The following is a 24109-nucleotide window of genomic DNA, read 5'->3' as shown; positions in this document are numbered from 1 at the left end:
CGGGACCTGCACGAAGCCGGATGTGAACTGCTCACCATCACCCAGTACCTGCGGCCCTCCCCCCGCCACCACCCCGTCGAACGCTGGGTCAAACCGGAGGAGTTCGTCGAACTCAAAGACGAAGCCGAGGCCATCGGCTTCGCCGGCGTCATGTCCGGGCCCCTGGTCCGCTCCAGCTACCGCGCCGGACGCCTCTACCAGCAGGCCATCACCGCCCGCCAGGCCGACTGAACCACCATGGCGATCAGCGTCTTCGACCTGTTCAAGATCGGCATCGGCCCGTCCAGCTCGCACACGGGCGGGCCGATGGCGGCGGCCCACCGTTTCGCCCGCGGCCTGCGGCGCGACGGTCTGCTGGAGAAGACCGCCTCCGTCCACGTGATCCTCTACGGCTCGCTGGGCCTGACCGGCAAGGGACACGGCAGCGACAAGGCCGTCATCCTCGGGCTCGAGGGCGACAAGCCGGAGCTCGTCGACGTGGAGACGGCCGACGGCCGGGTCGCCGCGGTGCGCGAGCGCGGCGTCCTCCGCCTGTTCGGCGAGCAGGAGGTGCCGTTCGTCGTCGGCGAGCACCTCGTCTTCGAGCGCAAGGAGTCGCTCCCGCACCACCCCAACGGCATGCGGTTCACCGCCCGCGACGCCGAAGGGGTGGAGCTGCGGGAGAAGGTCTACTACTCGGTGGGCGGCGGTTTCGTCGTCGACGAGGACGCCACCGGCGCCGACCGGATCAAGCCCGACGACACGGTCGTGCCCCATCCCTTCGCGACCGGCGCCGAGCTGCTCGACCACACCCGGGAGACCGGCCTGTCGATCTCCGCGCTGATGCTGGAGAACGAACAGGCCTTCGGCCGGAACCCCGACGAGATCCGCGCGCTCCTGCTGCGGCTCTGGGAGGTCATGCGGGAGAGCGTGACCCGCGGCTGCTCCCGCGAGGGACTGCTGCCCGGCGGGCTCAAGGTACGCCGCCGCGCTCCGCACCTGCACCGCAAACTGGTGACCGAGACCGCCACGGACCCGTTGCACGCGATGGACTGGGTCACGTTGTTCGCCCTGGCCGTGAACGAGGAGAACGCCGCGGGCGGCCGGATCGTCACCGCGCCGACCAACGGGGCCGCCGGCATCGTCCCGGCCGTCCTGCACTACTACGACCGGTTCGTGCCCGGAGCGTCGGACGACGGGATCGTCCGGTTCCTGCTGACCGCCGGGGCGATGGGCGTGATCATCAAGGAGAACGCCTCGATCTCCGGAGCCGAGGTCGGCTGCCAGGGCGAGGTCGGCTCGGCCTGCGCGATGGCGGCGGCCGGCCTCACCGAGGTCCTCGGCGGCACGCCCGAACAAGTGGAGAACGCCGCCGAGATCGGCATCGAGCACAACCTCGGCCTGACCTGCGACCCGGTCGGCGGTCTCGTGCAGGTGCCGTGCATCGAGCGGAACGCCGTCGCCTCGATCAAGGCGATCAGTGCCGCCCGGATCGCGATGCGCGGCGACGGACGCCACTTCGTCCCCCTCGACCGGGCGATCAAGACGATGCGCGACACCGGCCGCGACATGCTCGACAAGTACAAGGAGACCTCGCGCGGCGGCCTCGCCGTCAACGTCATCGAGTGCTGAACACGCCGTCGCACGGGTCTCCGGATCACCGCCGGACTATGGTCGGGCAGATGAGCATCACGTCGTCCACCCCCGGCCCCGATCCGGAGACCCACGCCCGCCGGGCGTCGTCGTTCGGCGGGCAGGCCGCCGCCTACGCCGCGGAGCGCCCCGGCTATCCCGACGCGGCGGTGCGCTGGGCGCTGGAGCCCGTCGCGGCCCGCGACCCCCTGCGTGTCCTCGACCTGGCGGCCGGTACCGGCAAGCTCACCGAGGCTCTGCTGCCGTACGCCACCACCCTGGTCGCGGTGGAACCCGACCTCGGCATGCTGTCGGAGCTGCACGCGCGGCTGCCGGACGTACGGGCGGCCGCGGGAACGGCCGAGCGGATCCCCCTCGCCGACGGATCGGTCGACGCGATCCTGGTCGGGCAGGCGCTGCACTGGTTCGACCTCGGCCGCGCGCTGCCGGAGATGGCGCGGGTGCTCTCCCCCGGTGGCGTGCTGGCCTGCCTGTGGAACATCGACGACCACCGGGTCCCCTGGGTCAGGGGACTGAAAGAGGTGTCCCGCGTCGGCCGGGCCCTGAAGGACTGGAAGGCCGAGTCGGCGTTCGCTCCGACCCCGGACTTCCCGGCGACCGAGCAGGCCGAGTTCACTCACGCGCAACGGCGGACCGCCGCGTCGATGGCGGCGACCATCGGCACGCACTCGCACGTCCTGATCCTGTCCGAGGCCGAGCGGACGGCACTGATGGCGAGGATCCTCGACTACCTGCGCAGGACGCCGGAGACCGCGTCCGGGGAGTTCGACCTCCCGATCGTCACCGCGGCGATCCGATCGCCCCTCGCCCCGTGAGTCAGGTCACCCGCCACTCGGCGCGGTCGGTGGCGAAGCCGGCGTTGAGGGCGTAGGTCACGCCGACGACCTTCGCCTTCTTCGGCACGGCGAAGACGATGAAGCCCGACTTCGCCTGCCCCTGCCGGAGCCTGACGACCTTGGGGAAGCCGGGGCCGGCGGTCACCGAGGCCACGGTCGGGTCGTACGTCTGCCCGGCGGCGTCCACGACCTTCGCGCCGTAGGTGGGGCTGTCGTCGTACGCGGCGTCGCCGACGTTCTTCAGCACGAACCGTACGGCGGCGAACCGCTCGCCCTTGCGCGGCTGTTGGAACGCGCCATGACCGGCCGTGGTGGCGACGACCTGCTTCACCCTGACCGTGAGGCGGAGCCGGTCCGCGCCGCCGGAGTCGTCCGCACCGGTGAGTGTGACGGCCTGCCCGACCTTGGCCTGCTGCACCCGCGTCGGGGTCGGCGTCGGGGTGGCGGTCTGGGGGTTGTTCGCGGTCTGCGCGGCGCTGCCGCAACCGGCGAGCAGCACCGCCGCCACAGCAGCGGTCAGGGCTGGCCTCCGCACGGCATCGCTCCCCATTGGACGAACTGTCAGCACACCGCTGGATCATGATAGGGGCCGCCGCGCGGTCCAGGAGACCGAACGACCCGGTTCGGAACACCGCGCGGCGTACCACCCGTCGTGAGGCCCGCGCCTCAGGCCGAGGCCAGCCTCCGGAGGGCGAGCTCGGCGAGCAGCCCGGCCCCGTCCGCCAGCACCCCGTCGTCGAAGACCGCGTCCGGCGCGTGGTTGAACGGCGCGGTCGCGGGGTCGCGGTCGGGCGGGCAGGCGCCGAGGAAGACGAACGCCCCGGGCACCTCCTCCAGGACGTAGGAGAAGTCCTCCGCGGGGGTCAGCGGATTCGGCCCCCACACGAACCGCTCCGGGCCGTACAGGTCACCGGCCGTGGCGGCGGCGAACTCCGCCTCGGTGGCGGTGTTGACCGTGACGGGATATCCCATGACGTGATCGATCTCGACGTCCAGGCCGTGGGCGGCCGCGATGCCGCGCAGGACCCGGTCGACGCCCTCGAGGACCCGGGCGTGGGCCTCCCGGGAGAACGAACGGATCGTCAGCTCGAGCCGCGCATCGGCCGGGATGATGTTGGCGGCGGTGCCCGCGTGGATGCTGCCGACCGTGATGACCACCGGGTCGAAGGCGTCGAACGATCGGGTGGCGAGCGTCTGCAGCGCCGTGACCATCTCGCAGGTCGCCGGGATGGGGTCCTTGGCCCGGTGCGGCTGGGAGCCGTGACCGCCCGCGCCGCGCACGGTGACGTGGAGCTCGTCGGCGGCGGCCATCAGCGGGCCGCGCCTGGTCATGAAGAAGCCGCCCGGCAGACCCGACGAGGTGACGTGCAGGCCGTACGCGGCGACGGGACGGGTGCCCGCCGCGTCGAGCACTCCCTCCTCGATCATGTGGCGCGCTCCGCCGGACCCCTCCTCACCGGGCTGGAACATGAAGATCACACTGCCGGCGAACTCCGCGTCCGCGAGGATCCGTGCCGCCCCGACCAGCATCGCGGTGTGCAGATCGTGGCCGCAGGCGTGCATCCGGTCCGCGAACCGGCTCGCGTACTCGACGCCGGAGCGCTCGGTCAGGGGAAGCGCGTCCATGTCGGCGCGCAGGAGGACGGCGGGGCCGGGCGACGAGCCGCGGAGCACGGCGGTCACCGAGGACAGGGATCGCCCGAGTTCGATCTTCAGGGGAAGCCCGTCGAGGGCGGCCAGCACCTTCTCCTGCGTGCGCGGCAGCTCCAGGCCCAGCTCGGGCTCGCGGTGCAGGTCGCGGCGGAGACGTACGAGATCGTCCTGAAGGTCGGGAGTGACGTGCGCAGAGGGCATGACACCCCAGATTACGCCGCCCCGTACGGCTCAGCGGAAGACGACGGTCCGCTCGGCGTTCAGCAGGATCCGGTGCTCGGCGTGCCAGCGCACCGCCCGGGCGAGGGCCAGGCACTCCATGTCCCGCCCCACCGCCATCAGCTCCTCCGGCCCCTGCGTGTGGTCGACGCGCGCGACCTCCTGCTCGATGATCGGCCCCTCGTCGAGCCGCGGCGTCACGTAGTGCGCGGTCGCGCCGATGAGCTTCACGCCGCGCTGGTGCGCCTGGTGGTACGGCCGGGCGCCCTTGAAGCTCGGCAGGAACGAGTGATGGATGTTGATCACACGCCCCGGCAGCTTCGCGCAGAAGTCGTCGGACAGCACCTGCATGTACCGGGCCAGCACGATGAGGTCCGCCTGATAGTGCTCGACCAGGGCCATGATCTCCGCCTCCTGCGCCGCACGGGTCTCGGGCGTGACGGGCAGGTGGTGGTAGTCGATGCCGTACGACTGGGTCAACGGCCGCATGTCGGGGTGGTTGGAGGCCACCGCGACGACGTCGACGTCGAGGAGCCCGGAGCGCTGACGGTAGAGCAGGTCGTTCAGGCAGTGCCCGTACTTGGAGACGAGGATCAGCACGCGCGACCGGACCGCGCGGTCGTGCAGGTTCCAGTCCAGGCCGAACTCCCCGGCCAGCGCGCCGAACGCCTCCCGCAGCGCGTCCTCCAGCCCCTCCGGCGCCTCGAACTGGATGCGCAGGAAGAAGCGCCCGGTGCTCCGGTCGCCGAACTGCTGGCTCTCCAGGATGTTGCACGCGCGCTGGGCCAGCGCCCCTGACACGGCGGCCACGATGCCCGGCCGGTCGGGGCAGGACAGCGTCAGCACGTATTCGGGCATCGTCCACCTTCGAGACGTCGGATCGTACGGTCGGCGGGCGGGGCGTGGACCGGCCCGCCCGCGATGTCCTCCGAGCCTACGGCCTGTCAGGGGCCACGCCGGCGGCCCACACCGGATAACCGGCGGGGATCGCCGGCACGCGGAGGGTTCAGCCGCGAGCGGGGCCGTCGCCCGCCGTCACCGCCTCGGCCGGTACGGGCCGCGCCGGCTCCGCTGATCCGGTGGCGACGCGGGCCGTACGCCAGGCGCATGCCGCCCCGATCGGCAGCAGGATGCCCAGCAGCGCCGTCACGCGCACCAGTCCGTCGGCCGACCGCGGCGCCGCGAGATAGACACCGCCGAGGGTGGCGATCGCCACGACGCTGGTCAGCAGCGTGCCGGTGTTGGTCAACGCGGAGATCGCGGAGGCCCGCGCGGGGCCCGCCATCGCGGCGAGCCGCTCGACGAGCGGCCCGAACCCGGCGGCGTGGCCCGCGCCCGCCAGGACGAGCAGCGGGGTCACCACGCCGAGCGGCCAGCCGTGGCGGGCGACGAGCGCGATCACCGGCGCCGCCGCCGCGAGGCACAGCGGACCGGCGACCGGCAGCACCCGGCGTGCCGGGAGACGCGGCCAGCTCAGACTCGCGGCGGCGAAGCCGACGGGGTAGGGCAGGAACGCCAGCCCGGCCCGCGGCGGCGAGAGCCCGAGGCCGGCCTGCAGATGCAACGCCAGGCAGAAGAACAACGCGGTATAGCCGCCCATGACGCAGCAGCACGCGAGCAGCCCGGGCCGGACGCCCCTGAGGCGCACGACCCCCAGATCGAGGAGCGGATGGGCGGCCCGGCGCTCGTACGCGCCGAAGACCACCAGCCCGGCACAGCCCAGGGCCAGGCAGCACCACGACCACACCGGCCATCCCTCCTCCCGGCCGAAGACCAGGGGCAGGACCAGGCCGCTCATCGCGGCGGACAGGATGGCGACGCCCCCAAGGTCCATCCGGCGGCCGTCCGAGGACACGTCCGCCGGCAGCGCACGGCGCCCCACCAGCAGGACCGCCGCGGCGACCGGCACGTTGATCAGGAAGATGGGACGCCAGCCGGCGGCGCCCGTGATGAGCCCGCCCAGGATCTGCCCGACCGCCACGCCGAGCGCGAGCACCATGGAGTACGCGCCCAGTGCCCGCGCCCGGGCGCGTCCGCCGGCGTGCAACTGGATCAGGGACAGCACCTGGGGCAGGAGCAGTGCCGCCGCGATCCCCTGCGCGACGCGGGCCAGGACCAGCACGAGGCCGTCGGAGGCGAGGCCGCAGCCGAGCGAGGCGATCGCGAACGCGCCCAGGCCGATCAGGAACAGCCGGCGATGACCGTACAGGTCGCCGAGCCGCGCGCCGGTCACCACCAGGACCGCGACGGCCAGGGTGTACCCGCCCGTGACCAGTTGCAGAACGGCACCGGACGTTCCCAGGTCCGCCTGTATCCGCGGCATCGCGACGGTCACGATCGAACCGTCCATCGAGACCATGAGCTGCCCTGTCAGCAGGGCGGGGAGCAGACCCCGACGCATTGAACCTCCCGTAGTCGTCGGGGCGAGTCTGTTCCGTACGGACCCGCGGCGGCTTGACGAAATTTGCGCTCTCGGCTCCCGAGCGAATCCGCACGGCCGGCCCCGCACGACCTCGGCGTGACGCCCGCCCCTCGACCGCCCGGACCGCCCGGAATGTCCGCCCGCCGGGCTACTCTGCGGAGGTGCTGTCCAGCGTGCTGCTCGCCGATTCGCCCGAGTTCTCGGTGGCGGCAGTGCGCTGCGGCGGGCACCGCTCCGGCTGGTCCGCGACCGAGGCCGCCGCGAGACACGAGATCGTGCTCGTCCGGTCCGGGCGGTTCCGGCTGCGCCGGGACGGCCGGGAGGCCGTCGTGGATCCGACGCGCGGTTACGTCCAGGTTCCGGGGGACGAGGCGTCCTTCGCGCATCCGGCCGGCGGTGACGTCTGCACGGCGATCTCCCTGTCCACGGGCTTCTGGCGCGCGGTGACGGACGACGCCGGGCCGTCGGCACGACCGGCGGTCCCCGTCGACGGCCGCCTCGACCTGGCGCACCGCCGGCTGTTGCGTTCGACCTCCGACGTCGCCTTCGCCATGGCCGAGGAACTGGTCGGCCTGCTCACCGAGGTCCTGCGGCGCGCGGCGGACGCCGGGACGGTCCGCCCGCACCGGGCCGTGAGAGGTCCCGGACTCGCCGACCAGGCGCGCGAGGCGATCCTGGCCGACCATCCCGACGCCGCCGGGCTGGTCACGCTGGCCCGGCTGCTCGGCGTCTCGCCCAGCCACCTGAGCCGGGTGTTCCACCGCGAGACGGGCCTGACCCTGACGCGCTACCGCAATCGCGTCCGCGCCGGCCGCGCCCTCGACCGCATCGAGCAGGGCGCGCACAACCTCGCCGAGGTCGCCGCCGACCTGGGCTTCGCCGATCAGGCTCATCTGGCCCGCACCGTCAAGGCGGAGTTCGGGCGCACCTCGACGGAGATCCGCCGCCTCCTGGGCGCGGTTCGGTAAAGAGTCGGGAGCCTGAACGGCGGCGACGCTGTGCCCGCCGCGCGGCCGCGGCCCAGACTTCACCCAGTCGACCGGCACGCGTGATCCGCAGGGCGGGGCGTGTTCCGGCCGGCGGCCGTACTCTCCGTGCCGGTTTCCCGGACACCCCAAGGAGATGGTCAGGTGCTGAGAGGCGCAGTCGCCGGGATCGCGGTCGCCCTGACGCTCCTCGCGTCCTCACCGGCCCACGCCGAGACCGCGGCGCCCGTCCGGCATGTCGTGCTGATCGGGGTTCCGGGGCTGCGGTGGAGCGACGTGGGCCCCGCTGCCACTCCGCACCTGTGGGGCCTCGCGCGGCGGTCCGCGATCGGGCTGCTCTCGATCCGCACGGTCGGCACCCTGACCTGCCCGGGCGACGGCTGGGCGACCGTCTCGGCCGGGGCCCGGTCCGCGGCGGGTCCGTACTGCCACCGGCCCATCGACGTCTCCCCCTCGGGAACGGGCGCCCTGGTGGAGGACATCGGCCCGATCCGCCGCCGGAACGCCGGGTTCGGCGTCGTCGGCCTGCTCGGGGACGCCGTGCACCGGGCGGGCGGCCGCACCGCCGCCGTCGGCACCGAGGCGGCGCTGGCCGCCGCGGACTCCCACGGCCGCGTCGACGCGTACGCGCCCGGCGTCAACGCGCTGCCCGCCCCGGAGTGGTGGGCGCGATCCGCCGCCACGATCGTGGACGCCGGGGCGGTCGCGGGTCCGGACCGGGCCACCACGGCCCACCGTGCGGACGCCGCGGTCGGGACGGTGCTGGCGCGCCTGCCGGCCGACGCCGAGGTCCTGGTCGCGGGAATCGCCGACGACGACCGCACGCCGCACCTGCGCGTCGTGCTGGCGACCGGACCCGCGAGCGCCGGCCGCTACCTCGGCTCGGACTCCACCCGGCGGGCCGACATGGTGATCCTCCCGGACCTGACCGCGACGATGCTGGCCCGGCTCGGCGTCCCGTACCCGGCGCGGCTGATCGGCACTCCGATGCTGCCGGACACGGCCCGCCCGGCCCCGCTCGCCTCGGCGGTACGGGACCTGCGCGCGCAGGACGTCGCGGCGCAGACCGGCCGCAAGCTGATCCCCCGCTTCTTCGCCGCCTTCGTGGTCGGCCAACTGCTGCTCTACGGCTCCGCCGCGCTCGCGCTCCGGCGGCGATGGGCCGGGCGGCGACGCGCCCGGATCCTCGCCCTCACGCGCCTGACCGCCCTGGTCGCGGCGGCCGTCCCGGTCTCGACCTACCTGGTCAACCTGATGCCGTGGTGGCGCGGCGGTCATCCGCTGCCCGCCCTGGTCGCGGGCATCGCGGTCGCGGACGCGCTGATCGTCGCGGTCGCCGCGTCCGGGCCGTGGCGCCGCCGGGTGCTGGGGCCCGGCACGGTGATCGCGGGCGGCACCGCCGCCGTCCTGGGCGCCGACCTGCTGACCGGCAGCCGGCTGCAACTCAACAGCCTCATGGGCTACTCCCCGCTGGTCGGCGGCCGCTACTACGGAATGGGCAACATCGGGTTCGCGGTGCTGGCCACCTCGACCCTGCTGGCCGCCGCCGGGGTCGCGCAGTGGCTCGAACCCCGCCATGGCCGCCGCGCGGCCGTCACCGCCGTGCTCGCCATGACACTGACCGCCGCGCTGCTGGACAGCTGGACCACGTGGGGCAGCGACTTCGGCGGCCTGATCGCGTTCGTCCCCGGCCTGGCCACGACGGCGCTGCTGGTGAGCGGCCGTCGCGTGGGCTTCCTGCGGCTGCAGTTGCTGCGCGCGGCCGGCATGGCGCTGGTGCTCGGCGTGGCGTACCTCGACCACCTGCGGCCGCCCGCCCGGCAGACGCACATGGGCCGCTTCTTCGGCCAGCTCATCGACGGCGACGCCCTGCCCTGGCTGGAGCGCAAGTTCACCGCCATGGTCCGCACGTTCGGCAACCCGACGCTCCTGCCGATCGTGGTCGCGGCCTTCCTCTTCCTGCTGCTCGTGCTGCACCGGCCGGGCCGCGCCGGGGCGGGCGGGCTGCAGCTCGCCTATGACCGCGCCCCCATGTTCCGGGCCGGCCTGTCGGGCGCGTTCGTGACGGCCGTGGTCGGCGGGGCGGTCAACGACTCGGGGATCGCGGTCCCCGCCCTGGCCCTCGCCGTCGCCGTCCCCCTGGCGCTCGCCGCCACCATCACCGCCCTGCAGACCTCTGAAGCCCTCGCACCCCCGGCCCCGCCGTCCCCTCGCCACACTCCGCAGCCGGCCGACGCCTAAGGCTTTTCGCCGCTCCATACCGCGGCAGGCACGAAGGCGCCGGCTCGAAAGGGTCGGGGCCTCGGCACCGAACTTTGCGCTACCAGTGAGTAGTTTCGGCGGGGGCCGGTTGGTTAGATCGGGGGGATGCGGCGGGTTGCGGCGTTAGCGGTCATCGGTCTTCTCGTTCTCGGCGGGTGCAAGCCGGCGGACTCCGGGGGGCACGGTTCACCCCGGCCGTCCCGGGCGCGGCATGGCGTGCCGGCGTCGGTGGGTGACGTTCCCACGGCGGCGGGGACGCATCGGATGAAGATCGACGTGGGTACGCCCGGGCACCGGGAGTACCTCGTCCACGTGCCGCCGGGCCTGGCGCGGCAGAGCTTCCGGTCGGGGCGACCCGCCCGGCCGCTGCCCGTCGTCCTCGCCCTGCACGGCGGAGCCGACAACATGACCGGCTTCGAGAAGAAGACCGGGTTCGACGCGCTCGCCGACCGGCACGGCTTCCTCGCCGTCTACCCGGACGGGTTCGCCTTCACCTGGAACGCCGGGGACTGCTGCGCCCCCGCCCGGCTGGCGCACATCGACGACGTCGGCTTCCTGAACAAGCTCATCGACCATCTGACCGGCGTGGGGCTGGCCGATCCGAAGCGGGTCTACGTCACGGGATTCTCCAACGGGGCCGGCATGGCCTACCGGTTCGCCTGCGAGTCCGCGGAGAAGGTCGCCGCGATCGGGGCGGTGTCCGGGGCGCTCGCCATGACGTGCCATCCGGCCCGGCTGGTGTCGGTGATGGTCTGGCACGGCACCGCGGACCACAACGTCCCGTACAACGGCGGCGGGCACCGTGACTTCAACGACTCCCGGCCGTTCCCTCCGGTCGGCAAGGCGGTGGACTTCTGGCGCCGGAGCGACCACCTGTCGCCGCTCCGGGCCGACGGCGCCGCGGGCTGCCACTCCACCGGGCGCGGCGACGGCGGCGTCGAGGTGGTCCTGTGCACCGTCGCGGGCGGCGGGCACCAGTGGCCGTCCGACGCGAGCCGGCGGCTCTGGGAGTTCTTCGCCGGGCATTCCCGGACGTGAACTCTTCTCATATTCGAGTGGTCTGTGGCACGCTGCGGGCATGACGCTGCGCAAACGGTATGACCTCGCCACATCCCACCTGGAACCACCGTTCGCCATCGTCGACCTGGCGGCGTTCCGCTCCAACGCGGCGAATCTCACCCGGCGTGCGCACGGCAAGCCGATCCGGGTGGCCAGCAAGTCGGTACGCTGCCGGACCCTGCTCGAACAGGTGCTGGCCATGGACGGGTTCGCCGGCGTCATGGCGTTCACGCTGCCGGAGGCGCTGTGGCTGGCCGAGGAGCGGGTGAGCGACGACATCCTCGTCGCCTACCCGACCGCCGACCAGAGCGCCCTCGCGCGGCTGGCCGACGACGAGCACGCGGCGGCCGTCGTCACCGTGATGGTCGACTGCGTCGAGCACCTGGACCTGATCGAGAAGGCCACCGGCGGCCGGCCCGTCCGCGTCTGCCTCGACATCGACGCCGCCTGGCGCGCGGCCGGCGGCCGGATCCGCGTCGGCGCGCTGCGCTCGCCGGTCCGCACCCCGGAGCAGGCCGGGGGGCTGGCCCGGGAGATCGCCCGGCGTCCGGGGCTGCGACTGGTCGGGCTGATGGCCTACGAGTCGCAGATCGCGGGCGTCGGGGACGACCCGCCCGGCAAGCCGGTGTTCTCCCGTGCGGTACGCCTCATCCAGGCGCAGTCGCGCGTCGAGTTGGCGCGCCGCCGCGCGTTGATCGTCAAGGCGGTCCGGGAGGTCGCCGACCTGGAGTTCGTCAACGGCGGAGGGACCGGCAGCGTCGAGAAGACGGCGGCCGAGAAGGCCGTGACCGAGGTCGCCGCGGGCTCGGGCCTGTACCAGTCCGTGCTGTTCGACCATTACACGAACTTCTCCGGCAGCCCGGCCGCGCTGTTCGCCCTGCCCGTCGTACGGCGCCCCGCGCCCGGGGTGGTGACCGTGCTCGGCGGCGGATACCTCGCGTCCGGGGTCGCGGACCGCAGCCGGCTGCCGCAGCCGTACCTGCCCTCGGGGCTGCGCTTCGACGCCCGGGAGGGCGCGGGCGAGGTGCAGACCCCGCTGCTCGGCGCCGCCGCCGACCGGCTGCGGATCGGCGACCGGGTGTGGTTCCGGCACGCGAAGGCGGGTGAACTGTGCGAGCGGTTCGACGCCCTTCATCTCGTCGACGGCGACCGCGTCACGGCGACGGTTCCGACGTATCGCGGCGAGGGACGCACGTTCCTGTAAATCCCCGAGATCAGGTAGGGAATTCCCCGAACCGCCCTGGGAACGGTCCAGCAGCGCGTAATGTCGTACGACAGTGTTTGAATCCCCCTCCGAAGGGGAGGCGCCGTGGACCAAGTGAAACCGATGATCGCGCCGCCGGGTCGTCCGCCCGAGCCGCGGCTGGAGGATCCCTGCGTCGAGCGCGAGGCGGCCGCCGAGCTTCTGCACGGCGACGCCGGAGGCCTCGACGTGTTCCTGGCCGGCACCGTCTTCATGGACATGATCTTCACGGGGCTGCCGGCCCTGCCGCCGCCCGGCACCGAGCTGATCACCGATGGCCTGGGGTCGGCACCCGGCGGCATCGCCAACATCGCCGTCGCGATGAGCCGGCTGGGCCTCAACGTGGGCCTGGCCGCCGCGTTCGGCGACGACATGTTCGGCGCGTACCTGTGGCGGACGCTGTCGGAGCAGGAGGGCGTCGGACTCGTCCACTCCCGGCGGCTGCCCGGCTGGCCCACCCCGGTCACCGTGTCGCTCGCCTACGACGCCGACCGGAGCATGGTGACCTACCACCGGCCCATGCCGGTGCTGCCCGAGGCGCTCGTCGGCGTCCCGCCCAAGGCCAAGACCTGCTTCCTCGACCTCGCCCACCCCGTGCCGGAGTGGGCCGCGACCATGCGCGAGAAGGGCGCCGCGGTCGTCGCCGACATCGGCTGGGACCCCACCGAGACCTGGTCCGTCGACGTGCTGAACCGCCTCGACCTGGTCGACGTGTTCCTGCCCAACGCCGTGGAGGCCATGGCCTACACCCGGACGAGCTCCCCCGAACAGGCGCTCGACACCCTCGCCGAGCGCGTCCCCGTCGTCGTGGTCAAGCGCGGCGGCGACGGCGCGATCGCCATCGACACGACCACCGGCGAGCGGGCCGAGACGACCGCCCTGCCGGTCAGGGCCCTCGACCCGACCGGCGCCGGCGACGTGTTCGCCGCCGGCTTCGTCTACGGCACCCTCGCCGGCTGGGGCCTGAGCGAGCGGCTGCGGTTCGCCAACCTCTGCGCCGGCCTGTCCGTCCGGCACCACAGCGGCTCACTCGGCTCGCCCTGCTGGGGAGAGATCGCGGCGTTCGGCGAGTCCGGGGAGGTCCCCGACGAGATCCTGCGGGACTACGCGTTCGTCGTCCCGTACATCCCGGACTCCTCGGTCGACTCGGTCACGCGGGCGGAGCCGACCGTACGGCAGGCGTGATCGTAACGAACTCGGGTACCGCCGAGAAGATCATTAGAGAAGACCGCGCCGCCCTTTTCGGTTGACCGAAGGAGCCCCCGCCATGCGGAAACCATTGGTGGTCCTGACAGCGGTGCTGGTCGCCGCGTCCGCCTGCGCCCCCGGGTCGGGCGGCAGCAAGCCGAAGACCACCGCCCCGAGCGCCGTCAGCACCGACGTCGCCAAGGCCGGTCCGGTCACGCTGACCGTCTGGGACCAGGAGGTCCTCGGCGGGCAGAACGAGCAGATGAATAAGCTCAACGCGGCCTTCCACGCCAAATACCCCAACGTGACCATCAAGCGGGTGTCGCGGTCCTTCAGCGACCTGGAGAAGACGCTGCGGCTGGCGCTGTCCGGCGGCAACCCGCCCGACGTCGTCGAGGCGAACCAGGGGTACGGCATCATGGCCGCCCTCGTGAAGGCCGGCGCGCTGATGCCCCTCGACCCGTACGAGCAGGCGTACGGCTTCCGCAAGCGCTTCCCCGCCGGGCTGACCCAGCTCGACAGCGTCAGCGCCGGCGGCAAGGCGATCGGCTCCGGCAGCCTCTACGGCGTCGCGATGACCGGCGAGGCCGTCGGGATCTACTACAACACCGACAAGCTCGCCAAGCTGGGTCTCAAGCCGCCCGCGACCTGGGCGGAGTTCGAGCAGGACCTCGCCACGGCCAAGAGCAGGGGCGAGACGCCGATCTACCTCGCCAACCTGGAGAAGTTCCCCGGCATCCACGAGTTCGGCGTGCTGCTCGGCCAGACGACGGGCAAGGACAAGCTGCGCGACCTCGTGTTCGGCCGGGGCGGCGCGTGGACCGATCCATCCGTCGTGCAGGCCGCGCAGCGGCTCGCCGACTGGGCGAAGAAGGGCTACTTCCCGTCCGAGGTCAACGCCGCCAAGTACAACGACTCGCCCGCGCCGTTCGCCAAGGGTGAGGGCGTCTTCCTCATCGGCGGACCGTGGTTCGCCGCGGACCTGCAGAAGAAGATGGGGGACAAGGTCCGCTACCTCCTCCCGCCGCCCGCCCAGGCCGGCGGTGCGCCCGCCGCCACCCTCGGCGGCCCCGGCCTGCCCCTCGCCATCACCGCCAAGTCCAAGCACCCCGACGTCGCCGCCGCCTACCTCAACTTCATGACCAGCCCGCAGGCCATGGACGTCGTCACCCAGACCGGCGGCCTCGCCGCACTCCCCCCGGCGAGCGCGCAGCCGACCTCCGCCGTCGGCCGCGACCTGTCCGCCGCGTGGAAGACCGCCAGCGACAAGGACATCCTCGTCCCCTACCTGGACTACTCCACGACGACCTTCCTCGACACGCTCGGCGGCGTCCTGCAGGAGATCATCGCGGGGAAGAAGACCGCGCAGCAGGGCATGCAGGACGCCCAGCGCGACTACGCCGCCTTCCTGGCCAAGCGGTGAAGGTACCGGCCACCCGGACCCGGCCCCCCGCCGACCGGACGGAGGGCCGTCCGCCGGGCGCCCGCCCGCCCGGCGAGCCCCGCAAGGTCGCCTACCTCTACGTGCTCCCGGCCCTCGTGGTCTACGCGGCGTTCCTGCTCTGGCCGCTGCTGCACGGCGCGTACCTCTCGCTGTTCCACTGGGACGGGCTCTCCGTCGGCACCTGGGCCGGGCTCGGCAACTACAGCCAGGCGATCAGCGACCCGCACCTGCGCGGGACGTTCTGGCACGCCGCCGTCCTCGTGTTCTTCTACGCCGTCCTGCCCTGCTGCATCGCGTTCCTGCTGGTCGCCGTCATGTCCCGGTCCCGGCCGCGCGGGCTGACGTTCTTCCGCACCGTGCTGTTCCTGCCGCAGGTCGTGGCCATGGTCGCGGTCGCGGTGGCGTGGCAGTGGATCTACTCCGAGCACGGCCCGATCAACGGCACGCTCCGCCTCGTCGGGCTCGGCGGGCTCGCCCGCGGCTGGCTCGGCGACTTCACCTGGGCGCTGCCGTCCGTCGGGCTCATCGGCACCTGGGCGGAGATCGGGCTGGCCATGGTGCTGTTCCTGGCCGGCGTGCAGAAGATCCCCCGCGAGCTGTACGAGGCGGCGCGTGTGGACGGCGCCGGGGCCGTCCGCGAGTTCTTCGCGGTCACGTTGCCCGGGTTGCGGCGGGAGCTGTCCGTAGCGCTGACGCTGACCATCATCGCCGCGCTGCGCAACTTCGACCTGATCTACCTGACCACCGGCGGCGGCCCCGGCGACGCGACCCGGGTCCCGGCGTACGAGGTCTACAACCGGACGTTCAACACCGGGGAGGTCGGCCTGGCCTGCGCGATCGGCGTCATCATCGCGGTCGTGGTGTTCGCCGTGACCGCCGGCGTCGGCCGTCTCGTGGAGGGCCGCGCGTGACACCGACGACCTCACGGGCCGAGCGCGCCACGACGTACGCCGTGCTGATCGTCTTCGCGGTGATCGCCGTGTTCCCGCTGCTGGCGGTGGCCTCGCAGGCCTTCGGCCTGCCCCATCCGTCCGCCGGCGCGTTCACCGGCGCCTGGCGGAAGGGGCACTTCGCCCGCTACCTCACCAACAGCCTGATCGTCGTCACCGTGGTCGTGGTCGCGGCGTCGGCGCTGTCGATCCTGGCCGGGTACGCCCTGGGCACGATGGAGTTCCGCGGCGCGAACGCGCTGTTCTACGTGTTCCTCGCCGGCCTGATGGTGCCCACCGAGGCCATCGTCGTGCCGCTGTACTTCGACCTGCGGTCCGTCGGCCTCGACAACACCCTGCCGGGCCTCATGCTGCCGCAGATCGCCCAGTCGGTGTCGTTCGGCGTGTTCTGGATGCGCGCGTACTTCCGGTCCGCGCCGCGCTCGCTCATCGAGGCGTCCCGGATGGACGGCGCCTCCAGTTGGACGACGCTGTGGCGGGTGCTGCTGCCGGTCGGCCGCCCGGCCATCCTCACCATGGTCGTCCTCATCGCGATGTGGACCTGGAACGAGTTCCTGCTCGCCCTTGTGATCATGAACTCGAACGAGGACCTGCGCACCGCGCCGCTCGGCCTGTCGATCTTCCAGGGCCAGCACCAGACCGAGTACCAGATGCTCATGGCCGCCGCACTGATCATCGCCGCACCCGTCGTCCTCGTCTACGTCTTCCTCCAGCGCCACTTCATCGCCGGGATGCTCTCAGGAGCCGTCAAGGAATAGCGTCGTCCGGACAAGGAGTTGACCCCCCATGCGCAAGAGCCTCGCCCTCTCCGTGACGCTCGCCGCGGGCCTGCTCGGCCTCGCCCCGCCCGTCCAGGCCGCCGCGGGGGACCCGCCCCGGCCGGCCCGGCTGGACGTCCTGTTCGTCGGCGCGCACCCCGACGACGAATCCTTCAACCTCTCCACGTACGGCCAGTGGAACGAGCGGGCCCACGTGAAGACCGGCGTGCTCACCATCACCCGCGGCGAGGGCGGCGGCAACGCGGTCGGCCCCGAGGAGGGCCCGGCCCTCGGCCTGCTCCGCGAGGGCGAGGAACGCGCCGCCGTCGCCAAGGCCGGCATCATCGACGTGCACTACCTCGACAAGGTCGACTTCTACTACACCGTCAGCGACGAGCTCACCCGCTCGGTCTGGGACCACGACTCGACGCTCGCCAAGGTCGTCCGCCTCGTCCGGGAGACCCGCCCCAAGGTCATCACGACCATGACGCCGTCCCCCATCCCCGGCCAGCACGGCAACCACCAGGAGGCCGGGCGCCTCGCCGTCGAGGCGTACTACCTCGCCGCCGACCCCACGGCGTACCCCGACCAGCTCACCAAGGAGCACCTCAAGCCCTGGCGCGCCGCCCGCCTGCTCCACCAGGAACACCTCGTCACGAGCGGCACCGGCCCGTCCTGCGAGACGACCTTCACGCCCACCGACCCCAGCGCCGACGTCTACGGCGTCTGGGACGGCCGCGCCTCGAAGAACGGCAAGACCTGGGCGCAGATCGAGGCCGAGGCCGGGCGTCTCTACGCCAGCCAGGGCTGGGCGCACAACCCCGACCCCCCGAGCGACCCGAACAAGATCGGCTGTGACTACTTCACCCTGGTCGACAGCCGGGTGCCCTTCACCCGGGGGAACCACGACCCCCTCGCCGCGCTCGAAGGCGCCACCTACCCCGCCAAGGGCGGCCTGCCCCTCGGCACCGAGTTCTCCTTGACCACCGGCCGCTTCGGCGTCGCCCCCGGTGAGCCGTTCACCGTCACCGCGCACGCCTCGGTCCCCGGACGCGTCACGCTCTCCGCGCCCGCCGGCTGGACCGTCACCGGCTCCGGCGCCCTGCGCCACGGCACCACGACCTTCACCGTCACCGCCACCGGCAAGCCCGGACGCGTACGGCTCGGCGCCACGCTGACGACCGCGCACGGCACCGGCACCACCGGCCGCGCCGTCGAGGTCGAACCCGCGGTCACCGGCCGCCAGCAGCCGCTCCCCCGCGTCTCCGACTTCGACGCCTGGGCCGCCACCACCGGCGCGCCCCAGCTCTCCGACCGGGTCAAGCGGGTCCTCACCCTCGCCTCCGGCGGCTCCCGCCAGGTCCGCGTCGACCTCACCAACACCACGAAGCAGGCCCAGCAGGGCTCCGTCACCCTGAACCTGCCCAAGGGCTTCACCGCCGACGCCGCGTCCAAGCCGTACACCCTCGCGGCCGGCGCGAAGGGCTCGGTCGCCTTCACGGTGCGCGACACCGACACCTCACTGCCGACCGCCAACCAGGGCGGCACCGGCGGCGACTACGACTACACCATCACCACCACGTCCACCGGCACCCCCGACGTCGCGAAGGCCGCGCTCGAACTCGTGCCGGCCACCACGATCCCGCACGCCGCCAAGGAGCCCACGGTCGACGGCAAGGAGTCCGCCGCCGAATACCCCGGCCCGACCCTGAACCTGTCCCGCCTCTGGGAGGGCACCGCCTGCGAGTCGGCCGCCGACTGCGCCGCCACCGGCAAGGTCACCTGGTACGACGACGCCCTCTACGTCCTCGTCCACGTCACCGACGACAAGCAGGGCAGCGTCCTCGACCCCGCCGACTGCAAGCGGCACTGGCGCACCGACTCGGTCGAGATCGCCCTCGACCCGCGCGGCGACGCCGAGAACACCTCGACCACCTTCAAGACCGGGATCATGCCCACCACCACGAACGGCGCGCCCTGCTTCGAACGCGACGCCGACAACCACCAGGGACCCGGCGCGGACACCGCGCCCGGCATGCGGGTCGCCTCGGTCGTCGACAAGCCGTACACCGGCTACACCGTCGAGACGAAGATCCCGCTCGCCGACCTGCCCGCCGCCGTCGACCCGGGCCGCCTCGGCCTCGACATCTTCGTCTACGACTCCGACACCACCGACAAGACCGGTCAGTCCCGCATCGGCTGGTCGACGTGGGGCGGAGTGCAGGGCGACCCCTACCGCTGGGGCCTGGCCACCCTCCCCGGCTACACCCCGCCGTCCGGTAGGCCCACCACCGCGCCGCCCCCGGTGATCTCCAAGACCGCGGCGCTGTCCGTCAACTCCCCGCAGTCGATCCTGCAGGCCGCCGGCACCGGTGTCCCCCTCGCGGCCGGAACCGCCGCGCCCCGCTCCGACACCGCCCGCGTCGTCGGACGGCCCGCCGTCACCGGCGGCGCGGTCACCGTCCGGCTCCGCGCCACCGGCCCCGGCACCGCGTACGCCTACGTCTGGAACGGAAAGATCCTCGGCCAGGCGAAGGTCGCCTTCACCGCGGCGGGGACCCGCACCGTCACCGTGCCCGGCGCCGCCGGCACGCTCGCCGTCGCCTTCGACGCCCAGGCGGGCGGCACCGCCGCCACCGCCGTACCCCTCCGCTGAGAAACGACGAAGCGCCCAGGCTCCCGGTCAGGAGTCTGGGCGCTTCGCTCGCGCGGTCAGCGGCCGCGCCGGCGCAGCAGCATCCGGAGCGCGAGGGTCGTCGCCACGACCCCGGCCCCGATCAGCACCGGTCCGGTCAGCGGGCTGCGCGGCCGATCCTGCTTCTCCCGCCGGGCCAGAGCGCCGAGGTCCTCGGCGACGAGACCGGCCTCCTCCTTGACCTTCGCCATGCCACGCTGCGCGGCGTGCTTCGGGCTCAGCCGGTCGGCGAGCTCGTCGATGCTGCGCGCCAACTCCTCGCGCGTCTGCTCGATGTCCCGCTCAATCGCCGCTGGATCGCGGGCTCTGTCGGACATGAGGTTTCCTTCCTGCGGTGGTGGTCGGAATCGGCGGCATGATCCCAGCACAAGTCTGTCAGGTGCCGCCGCCCGACATCGCTCTCTGGCCGACTTGTACCCCGATCCCGCGTCGTATGCTGCGACCCAGGTACGGTGGGACTCAGCTCGACCGGAAAGGTGATCAAGTGACGGAGCAACGACTGCAGCCCGGAGACGTGGCCCCGGAGTTCACGCTTCCCGACGCCGACGGCAAGCCGGTGTCGCTGTCGTCGTACCGCGGCCGCCGCGTGATCGTCTACTTCTACCCGGCGGCGATGACCCCTGGCTGCACCAAGGAGGCCGTCGGCTTCCGCGACGCGCTCCCGGCGCTGGAGGAGGCGGGCGTCGACGTGCTCGGCGTGTCGCCGGACGAGCCCGGCAAGCTCGCGAAGTTCCGCGACCGCGACGAGCTGACCTTCCCGCTGCTGTCCGACCCCGACACCAAGGTCCTCCAGGCGTACGGCGCGTACGGCGAGAAGAAGCTGTACGGCAAGACCATGGTCGGCGTCATCCGCTCCACCTTCATCATCGACGCCGACGGCAAGGTCGAGAAGGCCCTCTACAACGTGAAGGCCACCGGCCACGTCGAGCGCCTGCTGAAGGAACTCGGCGTCTGACGCGACCGCCCGGAGACTGTCCGACCGTGGCGCTAGATTCACGCCATGGTCAACAGAAAGTACAGCTACAAGTACACTCCGGAGCTTCTCGCCGAGGCTGCCGCCGCCTCCAACAGCATCGCCGGGGTACTTCGCTACCTCGGAATCCCATGGTCAGGAGGAGTACACGCGCATATCAGCCGCAGACTCAAGCACTTCAATATCGACACATCCCATTTCGGCCGTCAGGCATGGAACAGAGGCAAGCCGGCGGCCCATCGTCTGACGCCCGAGCAGGTTTTCGTGATTCGACCGAGCGACGCGCGGCGGCAGCGACCGGAAATCCTGCGGAGGACTTTAATCGAGTCCGGAGTCGCCTACCGGTGCGGCGAGTGCGATGTGGCGGCCATCTGGAACGGCAGACCGCTGATCCTGCACGTCGACCACATCAACGGAGACTACTTCGACAACCGCAGAGAAAACCTCCGCTTCCTCTGCCCGAACTGTCACTCACAGACACCGACGTATGCCGGTAGAATGAAGAACAGGAAGAGCAAGGGGTCGTAGCCCAATCGGCCGAGGCACACGCCTTAGGAGCGTGACAGTGTGGGTTCGAGTCCCACCGGCCCCACAATGAGAAATCCTCCGGACCCACAGGTTCGGAGGATTTTTCATATTCTCGGGCAGCGCGGGTAGCAGTTCTTTGTGCCGGAGCTTCCTGACGTCGAGGGGTTTCGCCGGGTGCTGGCCGAGCACACCGGTGAGCCGATCACGGGCGTGCGCGTACGGGACGCCGGGGTGCTGCGCGGGACGACCGCGCGGGCGCTGGACGACGCGGTGCGCGGCCGCCGTTTCGAGGAGCCCCGGCGGCTCGGGAAGTGGCTGATCGCGCCGGTCGGCGGTCCGGTGTTGATCCTGCACTTCGGGATGACCGGCTCCCTTTCCTGGCACTCGCCGGATGAGCCGCCGCATCCGCACGACCGTGTCATCTGGAGTCTCGGCGACGGCGAGCTCCGCTTCCGGGACATGCGCAAGCTCCAGGGTGTACGCCTCGCGGACGACGAGCGGCGGGCCGAGCGGATTCTCGGCGACCTGGGGCCGGACGCGCTCGAGGTGTCCCGCAAGGAATTCGACGAACTGCTGTCCGGCCGCCGTGGTCGGCTCAAGTCCGCATTGACCGATCAGTCGCTGCTCGCCGGCCTCGGAAATCTGCTGGCCGACGAGATCTGCTGGCAGGCGCGGATCAGCCCGCTCCGGGCCGTGCCGGACCTGGACGAGAAAGACCTCGCGGCGCTCTACCGCACGATGCGGCGAATCCTGCGAGAGTCGGTGAAGGTCGAGAGGGTTCCGCCGCGCGATACCTGGCTCACCGGCGCTCGCGACGAGCGGGACGGCCCGTGTCCGCACTGCGGCACCACGTTGTCCCGGCGCCGGGTTTCGGGGCGTACGACCGTCTGGTGCCGTTCCTGCCAACCCACCTGATCAGCGTGGGATCACCAAGGTGGTGGTGCCTACGGGCGGCGGGCGACGCCGGCGTACATCCAGCGGGTGCCGTCCTCCGCGCCGGGGTCGGGGCGCCACTGGGGGACCCAGACGACGCCGGGGTCGAGCAGGTCGAAGGCGTCGAACAGGGCCTCGATCTCCTTCTGGGTGCGGCTCTGCAGGCGGGCGGTGGCGTTCTTCCACGCGCCGGCGGCCTGGTCGCCGGTCTCCGGGTGACCCTCGGTGGTGCTGTGCGACAGGATCAGGAGGCTGCCGGGGGCCATCACCTCGCGGAAGGTCGCGATGCTGGCGCGGACCTCGTCGTCGGCGGCGAAGTGCAGGACCGCGAGCATGAGCACGGCGACCGGCTGGTCGAGGTCGATCAGTGACCGTGTCTTCGGGTGGTCGAGGATGGCGGCGGCTTCGCGGAAGTCGGCCTGGATGACGGTCGTGGTCTTGGACGGCGGCAGCAGCGCCCGCGCGTGCGCGAGGACGATGGGGTCGTTGTCGACGTAGACGACGCGGGCGTCCGGGGCGAGTGACTGGGCGGCCTCGTGGACGTTGCCCTGGGTGGGCAGGCCGGTGCCGAGGTCGATGAACTGCCGGATGCCGCTCTCGACGGCGAAGCGCACGGCCCGGCCGAGGTACGCGCGGTTCTCCCGGGCGGCGCGGGGGATGTCGGGTCCGGCCTCGATGGCGACCTGGGCCGCGGCCCGGTCGGCGGCGTAGTTGTCCTTGCCGCCGAGGAAGACGTCGTAGATCCGCGCCGGGCTGGGCGTCCGTACGTCGATGCCCGGTGGGGCCTGCTCGTGGCCCTGGTCCGCCCAACCGGTCGTCGTGCTGTCCGCGTCGGTCACGGCCGCCCACCCCCTCATCGGTCGCCGATCGACTCTGGTCGGCTCGCGATGATCATCGTACTCGGCGGTATCTGAAGCTATCTCGGGTTTACCGGCATTACGGGCGCAGGGATGCCCCTGGGATCGCCGCTCCGTCCTGCCCGGAAAGGCGACGGCGGGCCCGGCGTCGTGCGTGCCGGGCCCACCGTTCACCGGACCGCTAGAAGGCGCCGGTGCCGTTCGGGGTGCCCAGGCCGGTGGGGCCGTCCCAGCCGGTGCGGGCGGTGCAGAGCTGCGACGGGGAGCAGCTTCCGTTGCTGCCAGAGGTCACGTCGAACAGCGAGCCGGAGTGGGTGTAGGGGTAGTTGTTGTCGATGCTGGCGGCGTTGCCGGCCAGGCCGTACACGCCGGCGATGACCGGCGCGGCGACGCTGGTGCCGCCGAAGACCATCCAGCCGCTCTGGCCCTGGTAGGCGGTGCTGTCGTAGACGGCGACGCCGGTGTTCGGGTCGGCGACGGCGGAGACGTCGGCGACGGCGCGGCGGGAGCAGCCCGTGTTGAAGCTGGACTGGCCGGACAGGGCGGTGTTGTAGGACGAGCAGCCGCTGCCCGCGCCGCTCCAGGCGGTCTCGGTCCAGCCGCGGCTGTTGCTCGCGGTCCTCAGCGAGGTGCCGCCGACGGCCGTGACGTAGTGCGAGGACGCCGGGTACTCGACGCCGTAGCCGCTGTCACCGGAGCTGACGGTGATCGCCTTGCCGGGGTGGTTGTAGTACGAGCCGTAGCTGGAGTCCGAGGCGTCGGAGCCGCCGTAGCTGTTGCTGATGACGTTGGCGAGCTTGGCGGCGGTGTTCTCGGCGGCGCCGAGGTTGGCGAACGACGCGGACTTCGCCTCGACCAGGACGATCTTGCAGTTGGGGCAGACGGCGGAGACCATGTCGAGGTCGAGGGAGATCTCCTGCGCCCAGCCGCCGTCCGTGGACGGGTAGGACGTGCCGCCGTTCTGGTCGACCTTCTTGAAGCAGCCGTTGGCGGTCGTGCACGCCGGCAGGCCGTACTGGCTCCGGTAGACGCCCAGGTCGGCCTCTGCGGTGGGGGCGTTGTAGGCGTCGACGATGGCGACGGTCTGGCCGGAGCCGCCGCTGGTCGACAGCTTGTAGGCGCTCTGCAGGTTGGCCGGCGAGAGGCCGGAGGGGGCGGCGGCCGCGGCGCGTACGGTGGCGTTGCTGGTGGCGACGTCACTGCGGACGAGGGCGTTGCAGCTCGCGCGGCCCGCTCGCGGAGTCGAGCAGGCGTGGTGGAACGGGTGCTGGACCACCGGTGCCGCAGGCGCGGCCGCGCTCGTGGCGGCGGTCGGGCTGGCGGAGGCGGGGCCGGACAGGAATGGGACCAGGGCGAGGATCAGCCCACCCATGAGGGTCCCGGTGACGCGTCGTCGCATGTGCTCTCCTAAGAGCCGGCGGGGGGTACGACGCAGGAATCTTCACATGACGCCCGACAACACCAAAAGACC

At 72.3% G+C, this 24109-nt stretch carries 21 protein-coding genes, 1 tRNA gene and 1 pseudogene; 16 read left to right on the top strand and 7 right to left on the bottom strand.

Annotated elements, in window-relative coordinates; all coding sequences use genetic code 11:
• The 3 genes and pseudogenes from AB0L00_RS05940 to AB0L00_RS05930 all read left to right on the top strand — a co-directional run.
• Positions 1-231: pseudogene (locus tag AB0L00_RS05940) on the top strand (lipoyl synthase); the annotation flags it as partial.
• Positions 232-237: 6 nt separating this feature from the next.
• A complete protein-coding gene (locus AB0L00_RS05935) occupies positions 238-1611 on the top strand; it encodes an L-serine ammonia-lyase (protein ID WP_364428915.1) in 1374 nt (457 codons plus the stop codon).
• 50 nt (positions 1612-1661) lie between these two features.
• On the top strand, positions 1662-2447 hold the full coding sequence (locus AB0L00_RS05930) for a class I SAM-dependent methyltransferase (protein WP_364428912.1): 786 nt from the start codon (positions 1662-1664) through the stop codon (positions 2445-2447).
• 1 nt (position 2448) lies between these two features.
• On the opposite strand, the gene AB0L00_RS05925 is transcribed toward AB0L00_RS05930, so the two are convergent.
• The 4 genes from AB0L00_RS05925 to AB0L00_RS05910 form a co-directional block, all read right to left on the bottom strand.
• The gene (locus AB0L00_RS05925; protein WP_364428910.1) at positions 2449-3003 is read right to left on the bottom strand and encodes a DUF4352 domain-containing protein; all 555 of its coding nucleotides are present in this window, start codon (positions 3001-3003) and stop codon (positions 2449-2451) included.
• A 131-nt stretch (positions 3004-3134) separates the two neighbouring features.
• Positions 3135-4322 carry a M20 family metallopeptidase gene (locus AB0L00_RS05920; protein WP_364428908.1) on the bottom strand — a complete coding sequence of 396 codons (1188 nt, stop codon included), beginning with the start codon at positions 4320-4322 and terminating at the stop codon, positions 3135-3137.
• Between the two features lie 30 nt (positions 4323-4352).
• A complete protein-coding gene (gene purU / locus AB0L00_RS05915; protein WP_364428906.1) occupies positions 4353-5198 on the bottom strand; it encodes a formyltetrahydrofolate deformylase in 846 nt (281 codons plus the stop codon).
• 148 nt (positions 5199-5346) lie between these two features.
• A complete protein-coding gene (locus tag AB0L00_RS05910) occupies positions 5347-6741 on the bottom strand; it encodes an MFS transporter (RefSeq protein ID WP_364428903.1) in 1395 nt (464 codons plus the stop codon).
• A 182-nt stretch (positions 6742-6923) separates the two neighbouring features.
• On the opposite strand from AB0L00_RS05910, the gene AB0L00_RS05905 reads away from it, so the two are divergent.
• From AB0L00_RS05905 to AB0L00_RS05865, 9 genes are all read left to right on the top strand, one after another.
• On the top strand, positions 6924-7730 hold the full coding sequence (locus tag AB0L00_RS05905; protein WP_364428900.1) for an AraC family transcriptional regulator: 807 nt from the start codon (positions 6924-6926) through the stop codon (positions 7728-7730).
• Positions 7731-7892: 162 nt separating this feature from the next.
• Positions 7893-9989 (top strand): hypothetical protein, encoded by a 2097-nt coding sequence (locus tag AB0L00_RS05900; RefSeq protein ID WP_364428897.1) that lies wholly within the window; start codon positions 7893-7895, stop codon positions 9987-9989.
• 285 nt (positions 9990-10274) lie between these two features.
• On the top strand, positions 10275-11048 hold the full coding sequence (locus AB0L00_RS05895) for a PHB depolymerase family esterase (protein WP_364428894.1): 774 nt from the start codon (positions 10275-10277) through the stop codon (positions 11046-11048).
• Positions 11049-11088: 40 nt separating this feature from the next.
• Complete coding sequence (locus AB0L00_RS05890; RefSeq protein WP_364428891.1) at positions 11089-12273, top strand: amino acid deaminase/aldolase; 1185 nt, start codon at positions 11089-11091, stop codon at positions 12271-12273.
• Positions 12274-12378: 105 nt separating this feature from the next.
• On the top strand, positions 12379-13497 hold the full coding sequence (locus AB0L00_RS05885) for a carbohydrate kinase family protein (RefSeq protein WP_364428888.1): 1119 nt from the start codon (positions 12379-12381) through the stop codon (positions 13495-13497).
• 82 nt (positions 13498-13579) lie between these two features.
• The gene (locus AB0L00_RS05880) at positions 13580-14923 is read left to right on the top strand and encodes an extracellular solute-binding protein (protein WP_364428886.1); all 1344 of its coding nucleotides are present in this window, start codon (positions 13580-13582) and stop codon (positions 14921-14923) included.
• Positions 14920-15855 (top strand): sugar ABC transporter permease, encoded by a 936-nt coding sequence (locus tag AB0L00_RS05875; protein ID WP_364428883.1) that lies wholly within the window; start codon positions 14920-14922, stop codon positions 15853-15855. The genes AB0L00_RS05880 and AB0L00_RS05875 overlap by 4 nt, the downstream gene beginning before the upstream one ends.
• Positions 15852-16652: a carbohydrate ABC transporter permease gene (locus tag AB0L00_RS05870; protein WP_345359682.1), complete on the top strand. Its 801-nt coding sequence runs from the start codon at positions 15852-15854 to the stop codon at positions 16650-16652. The genes AB0L00_RS05875 and AB0L00_RS05870 overlap by 4 nt, the downstream gene beginning before the upstream one ends.
• 28 nt (positions 16653-16680) lie before the next feature.
• The gene (locus tag AB0L00_RS05865) at positions 16681-19308 is read left to right on the top strand and encodes a sugar-binding protein (protein ID WP_364428880.1); all 2628 of its coding nucleotides are present in this window, start codon (positions 16681-16683) and stop codon (positions 19306-19308) included.
• Between the two features lie 56 nt (positions 19309-19364).
• On the opposite strand, the gene AB0L00_RS05860 is transcribed toward AB0L00_RS05865, so the two are convergent.
• Entirely contained in the window at positions 19365-19664 is a 300-nt protein-coding gene (locus tag AB0L00_RS05860; RefSeq protein WP_364428877.1) for a DUF3618 domain-containing protein, read from the bottom strand.
• Positions 19665-19831: 167 nt separating this feature from the next.
• On the opposite strand from AB0L00_RS05860, the gene bcp reads away from it, so the two are divergent.
• The 4 genes from bcp to AB0L00_RS05840 all read left to right on the top strand — a co-directional run bounded on the left by bcp (position 19832) and on the right by AB0L00_RS05840 (position 21763).
• Positions 19832-20302 (top strand): thioredoxin-dependent thiol peroxidase, encoded by a 471-nt coding sequence (gene bcp, locus AB0L00_RS05855; protein WP_364428874.1) that lies wholly within the window; start codon positions 19832-19834, stop codon positions 20300-20302.
• A 45-nt stretch (positions 20303-20347) separates the two neighbouring features.
• On the top strand, positions 20348-20848 hold the full coding sequence (locus AB0L00_RS05850) for an HNH endonuclease signature motif containing protein (RefSeq protein ID WP_364428872.1): 501 nt from the start codon (positions 20348-20350) through the stop codon (positions 20846-20848).
• A tRNA-Leu gene (locus AB0L00_RS05845) sits at positions 20839-20912 on the top strand. Before AB0L00_RS05850 ends, AB0L00_RS05845 begins: the two co-directional genes overlap by 10 nt.
• A 74-nt stretch (positions 20913-20986) precedes the next feature.
• Positions 20987-21763, top strand: coding sequence for a DNA-formamidopyrimidine glycosylase family protein (locus tag AB0L00_RS05840; protein ID WP_364428870.1), 777 nt, complete (start codon positions 20987-20989; stop codon positions 21761-21763).
• Between the two features lie 29 nt (positions 21764-21792).
• Here AB0L00_RS05840 and AB0L00_RS05835 read toward each other — a convergent pair whose 3' ends face one another.
• Entirely contained in the window at positions 21793-22620 is an 828-nt protein-coding gene (locus AB0L00_RS05835) for an SAM-dependent methyltransferase (RefSeq protein WP_364428867.1), read from the bottom strand.
• Positions 22621-22819: 199 nt separating this feature from the next.
• On the bottom strand, positions 22820-24037 hold the full coding sequence (locus AB0L00_RS05830; RefSeq protein ID WP_364428864.1) for a S53 family peptidase: 1218 nt from the start codon (positions 24035-24037) through the stop codon (positions 22820-22822).
• Between the last annotated feature and the right edge of the window lie 72 nt (positions 24038-24109).

The organism is Actinoallomurus sp. NPDC052308 (genome assembly GCF_040679195.1).
Taxonomy (GTDB): Bacteria; Actinomycetota; Actinomycetes; order Streptosporangiales; family Streptosporangiaceae; genus Actinoallomurus; species Actinoallomurus liliacearum.
Note: the sequence above shows the minus strand (reverse complement) of the source record. Positions and strands in the feature narration are given on the sequence as shown.

Coding starts and splice junctions, on each gene's coding strand:
- AB0L00_RS05850 (WP_364428872.1), top strand. CDS start 20,348: ATGGTCAACAGAAAGTACAGCTACAAGTACACTCCGGAGCTTCTCGCC.
- AB0L00_RS05920 (WP_364428908.1), bottom strand. CDS start 4,322: ATGCCCTCTGCGCACGTCACTCCCGACCTTCAGGACGATCTCGTACGT.
- AB0L00_RS05860 (WP_364428877.1), bottom strand. CDS start 19,664: ATGTCCGACAGAGCCCGCGATCCAGCGGCGATTGAGCGGGACATCGAG.
- AB0L00_RS05930 (WP_364428912.1), top strand. CDS start 1,662: ATGAGCATCACGTCGTCCACCCCCGGCCCCGATCCGGAGACCCACGCC.
- AB0L00_RS05935 (WP_364428915.1), top strand. CDS start 238: ATGGCGATCAGCGTCTTCGACCTGTTCAAGATCGGCATCGGCCCGTCC.
- AB0L00_RS05895 (WP_364428894.1), top strand. CDS start 10,275: ATGAAGATCGACGTGGGTACGCCCGGGCACCGGGAGTACCTCGTCCAC.
- AB0L00_RS05830 (WP_364428864.1), bottom strand. CDS start 24,037: ATGCGACGACGCGTCACCGGGACCCTCATGGGTGGGCTGATCCTCGCC.
- AB0L00_RS05880 (WP_364428886.1), top strand. CDS start 13,580: ATGCGGAAACCATTGGTGGTCCTGACAGCGGTGCTGGTCGCCGCGTCC.
- AB0L00_RS05865 (WP_364428880.1), top strand. CDS start 16,681: ATGCGCAAGAGCCTCGCCCTCTCCGTGACGCTCGCCGCGGGCCTGCTC.
- AB0L00_RS05890 (WP_364428891.1), top strand. CDS start 11,089: ATGACGCTGCGCAAACGGTATGACCTCGCCACATCCCACCTGGAACCA.
- purU (WP_364428906.1), bottom strand. CDS start 5,198: ATGCCCGAATACGTGCTGACGCTGTCCTGCCCCGACCGGCCGGGCATC.
- AB0L00_RS05910 (WP_364428903.1), bottom strand. CDS start 6,741: ATGCGTCGGGGTCTGCTCCCCGCCCTGCTGACAGGGCAGCTCATGGTC.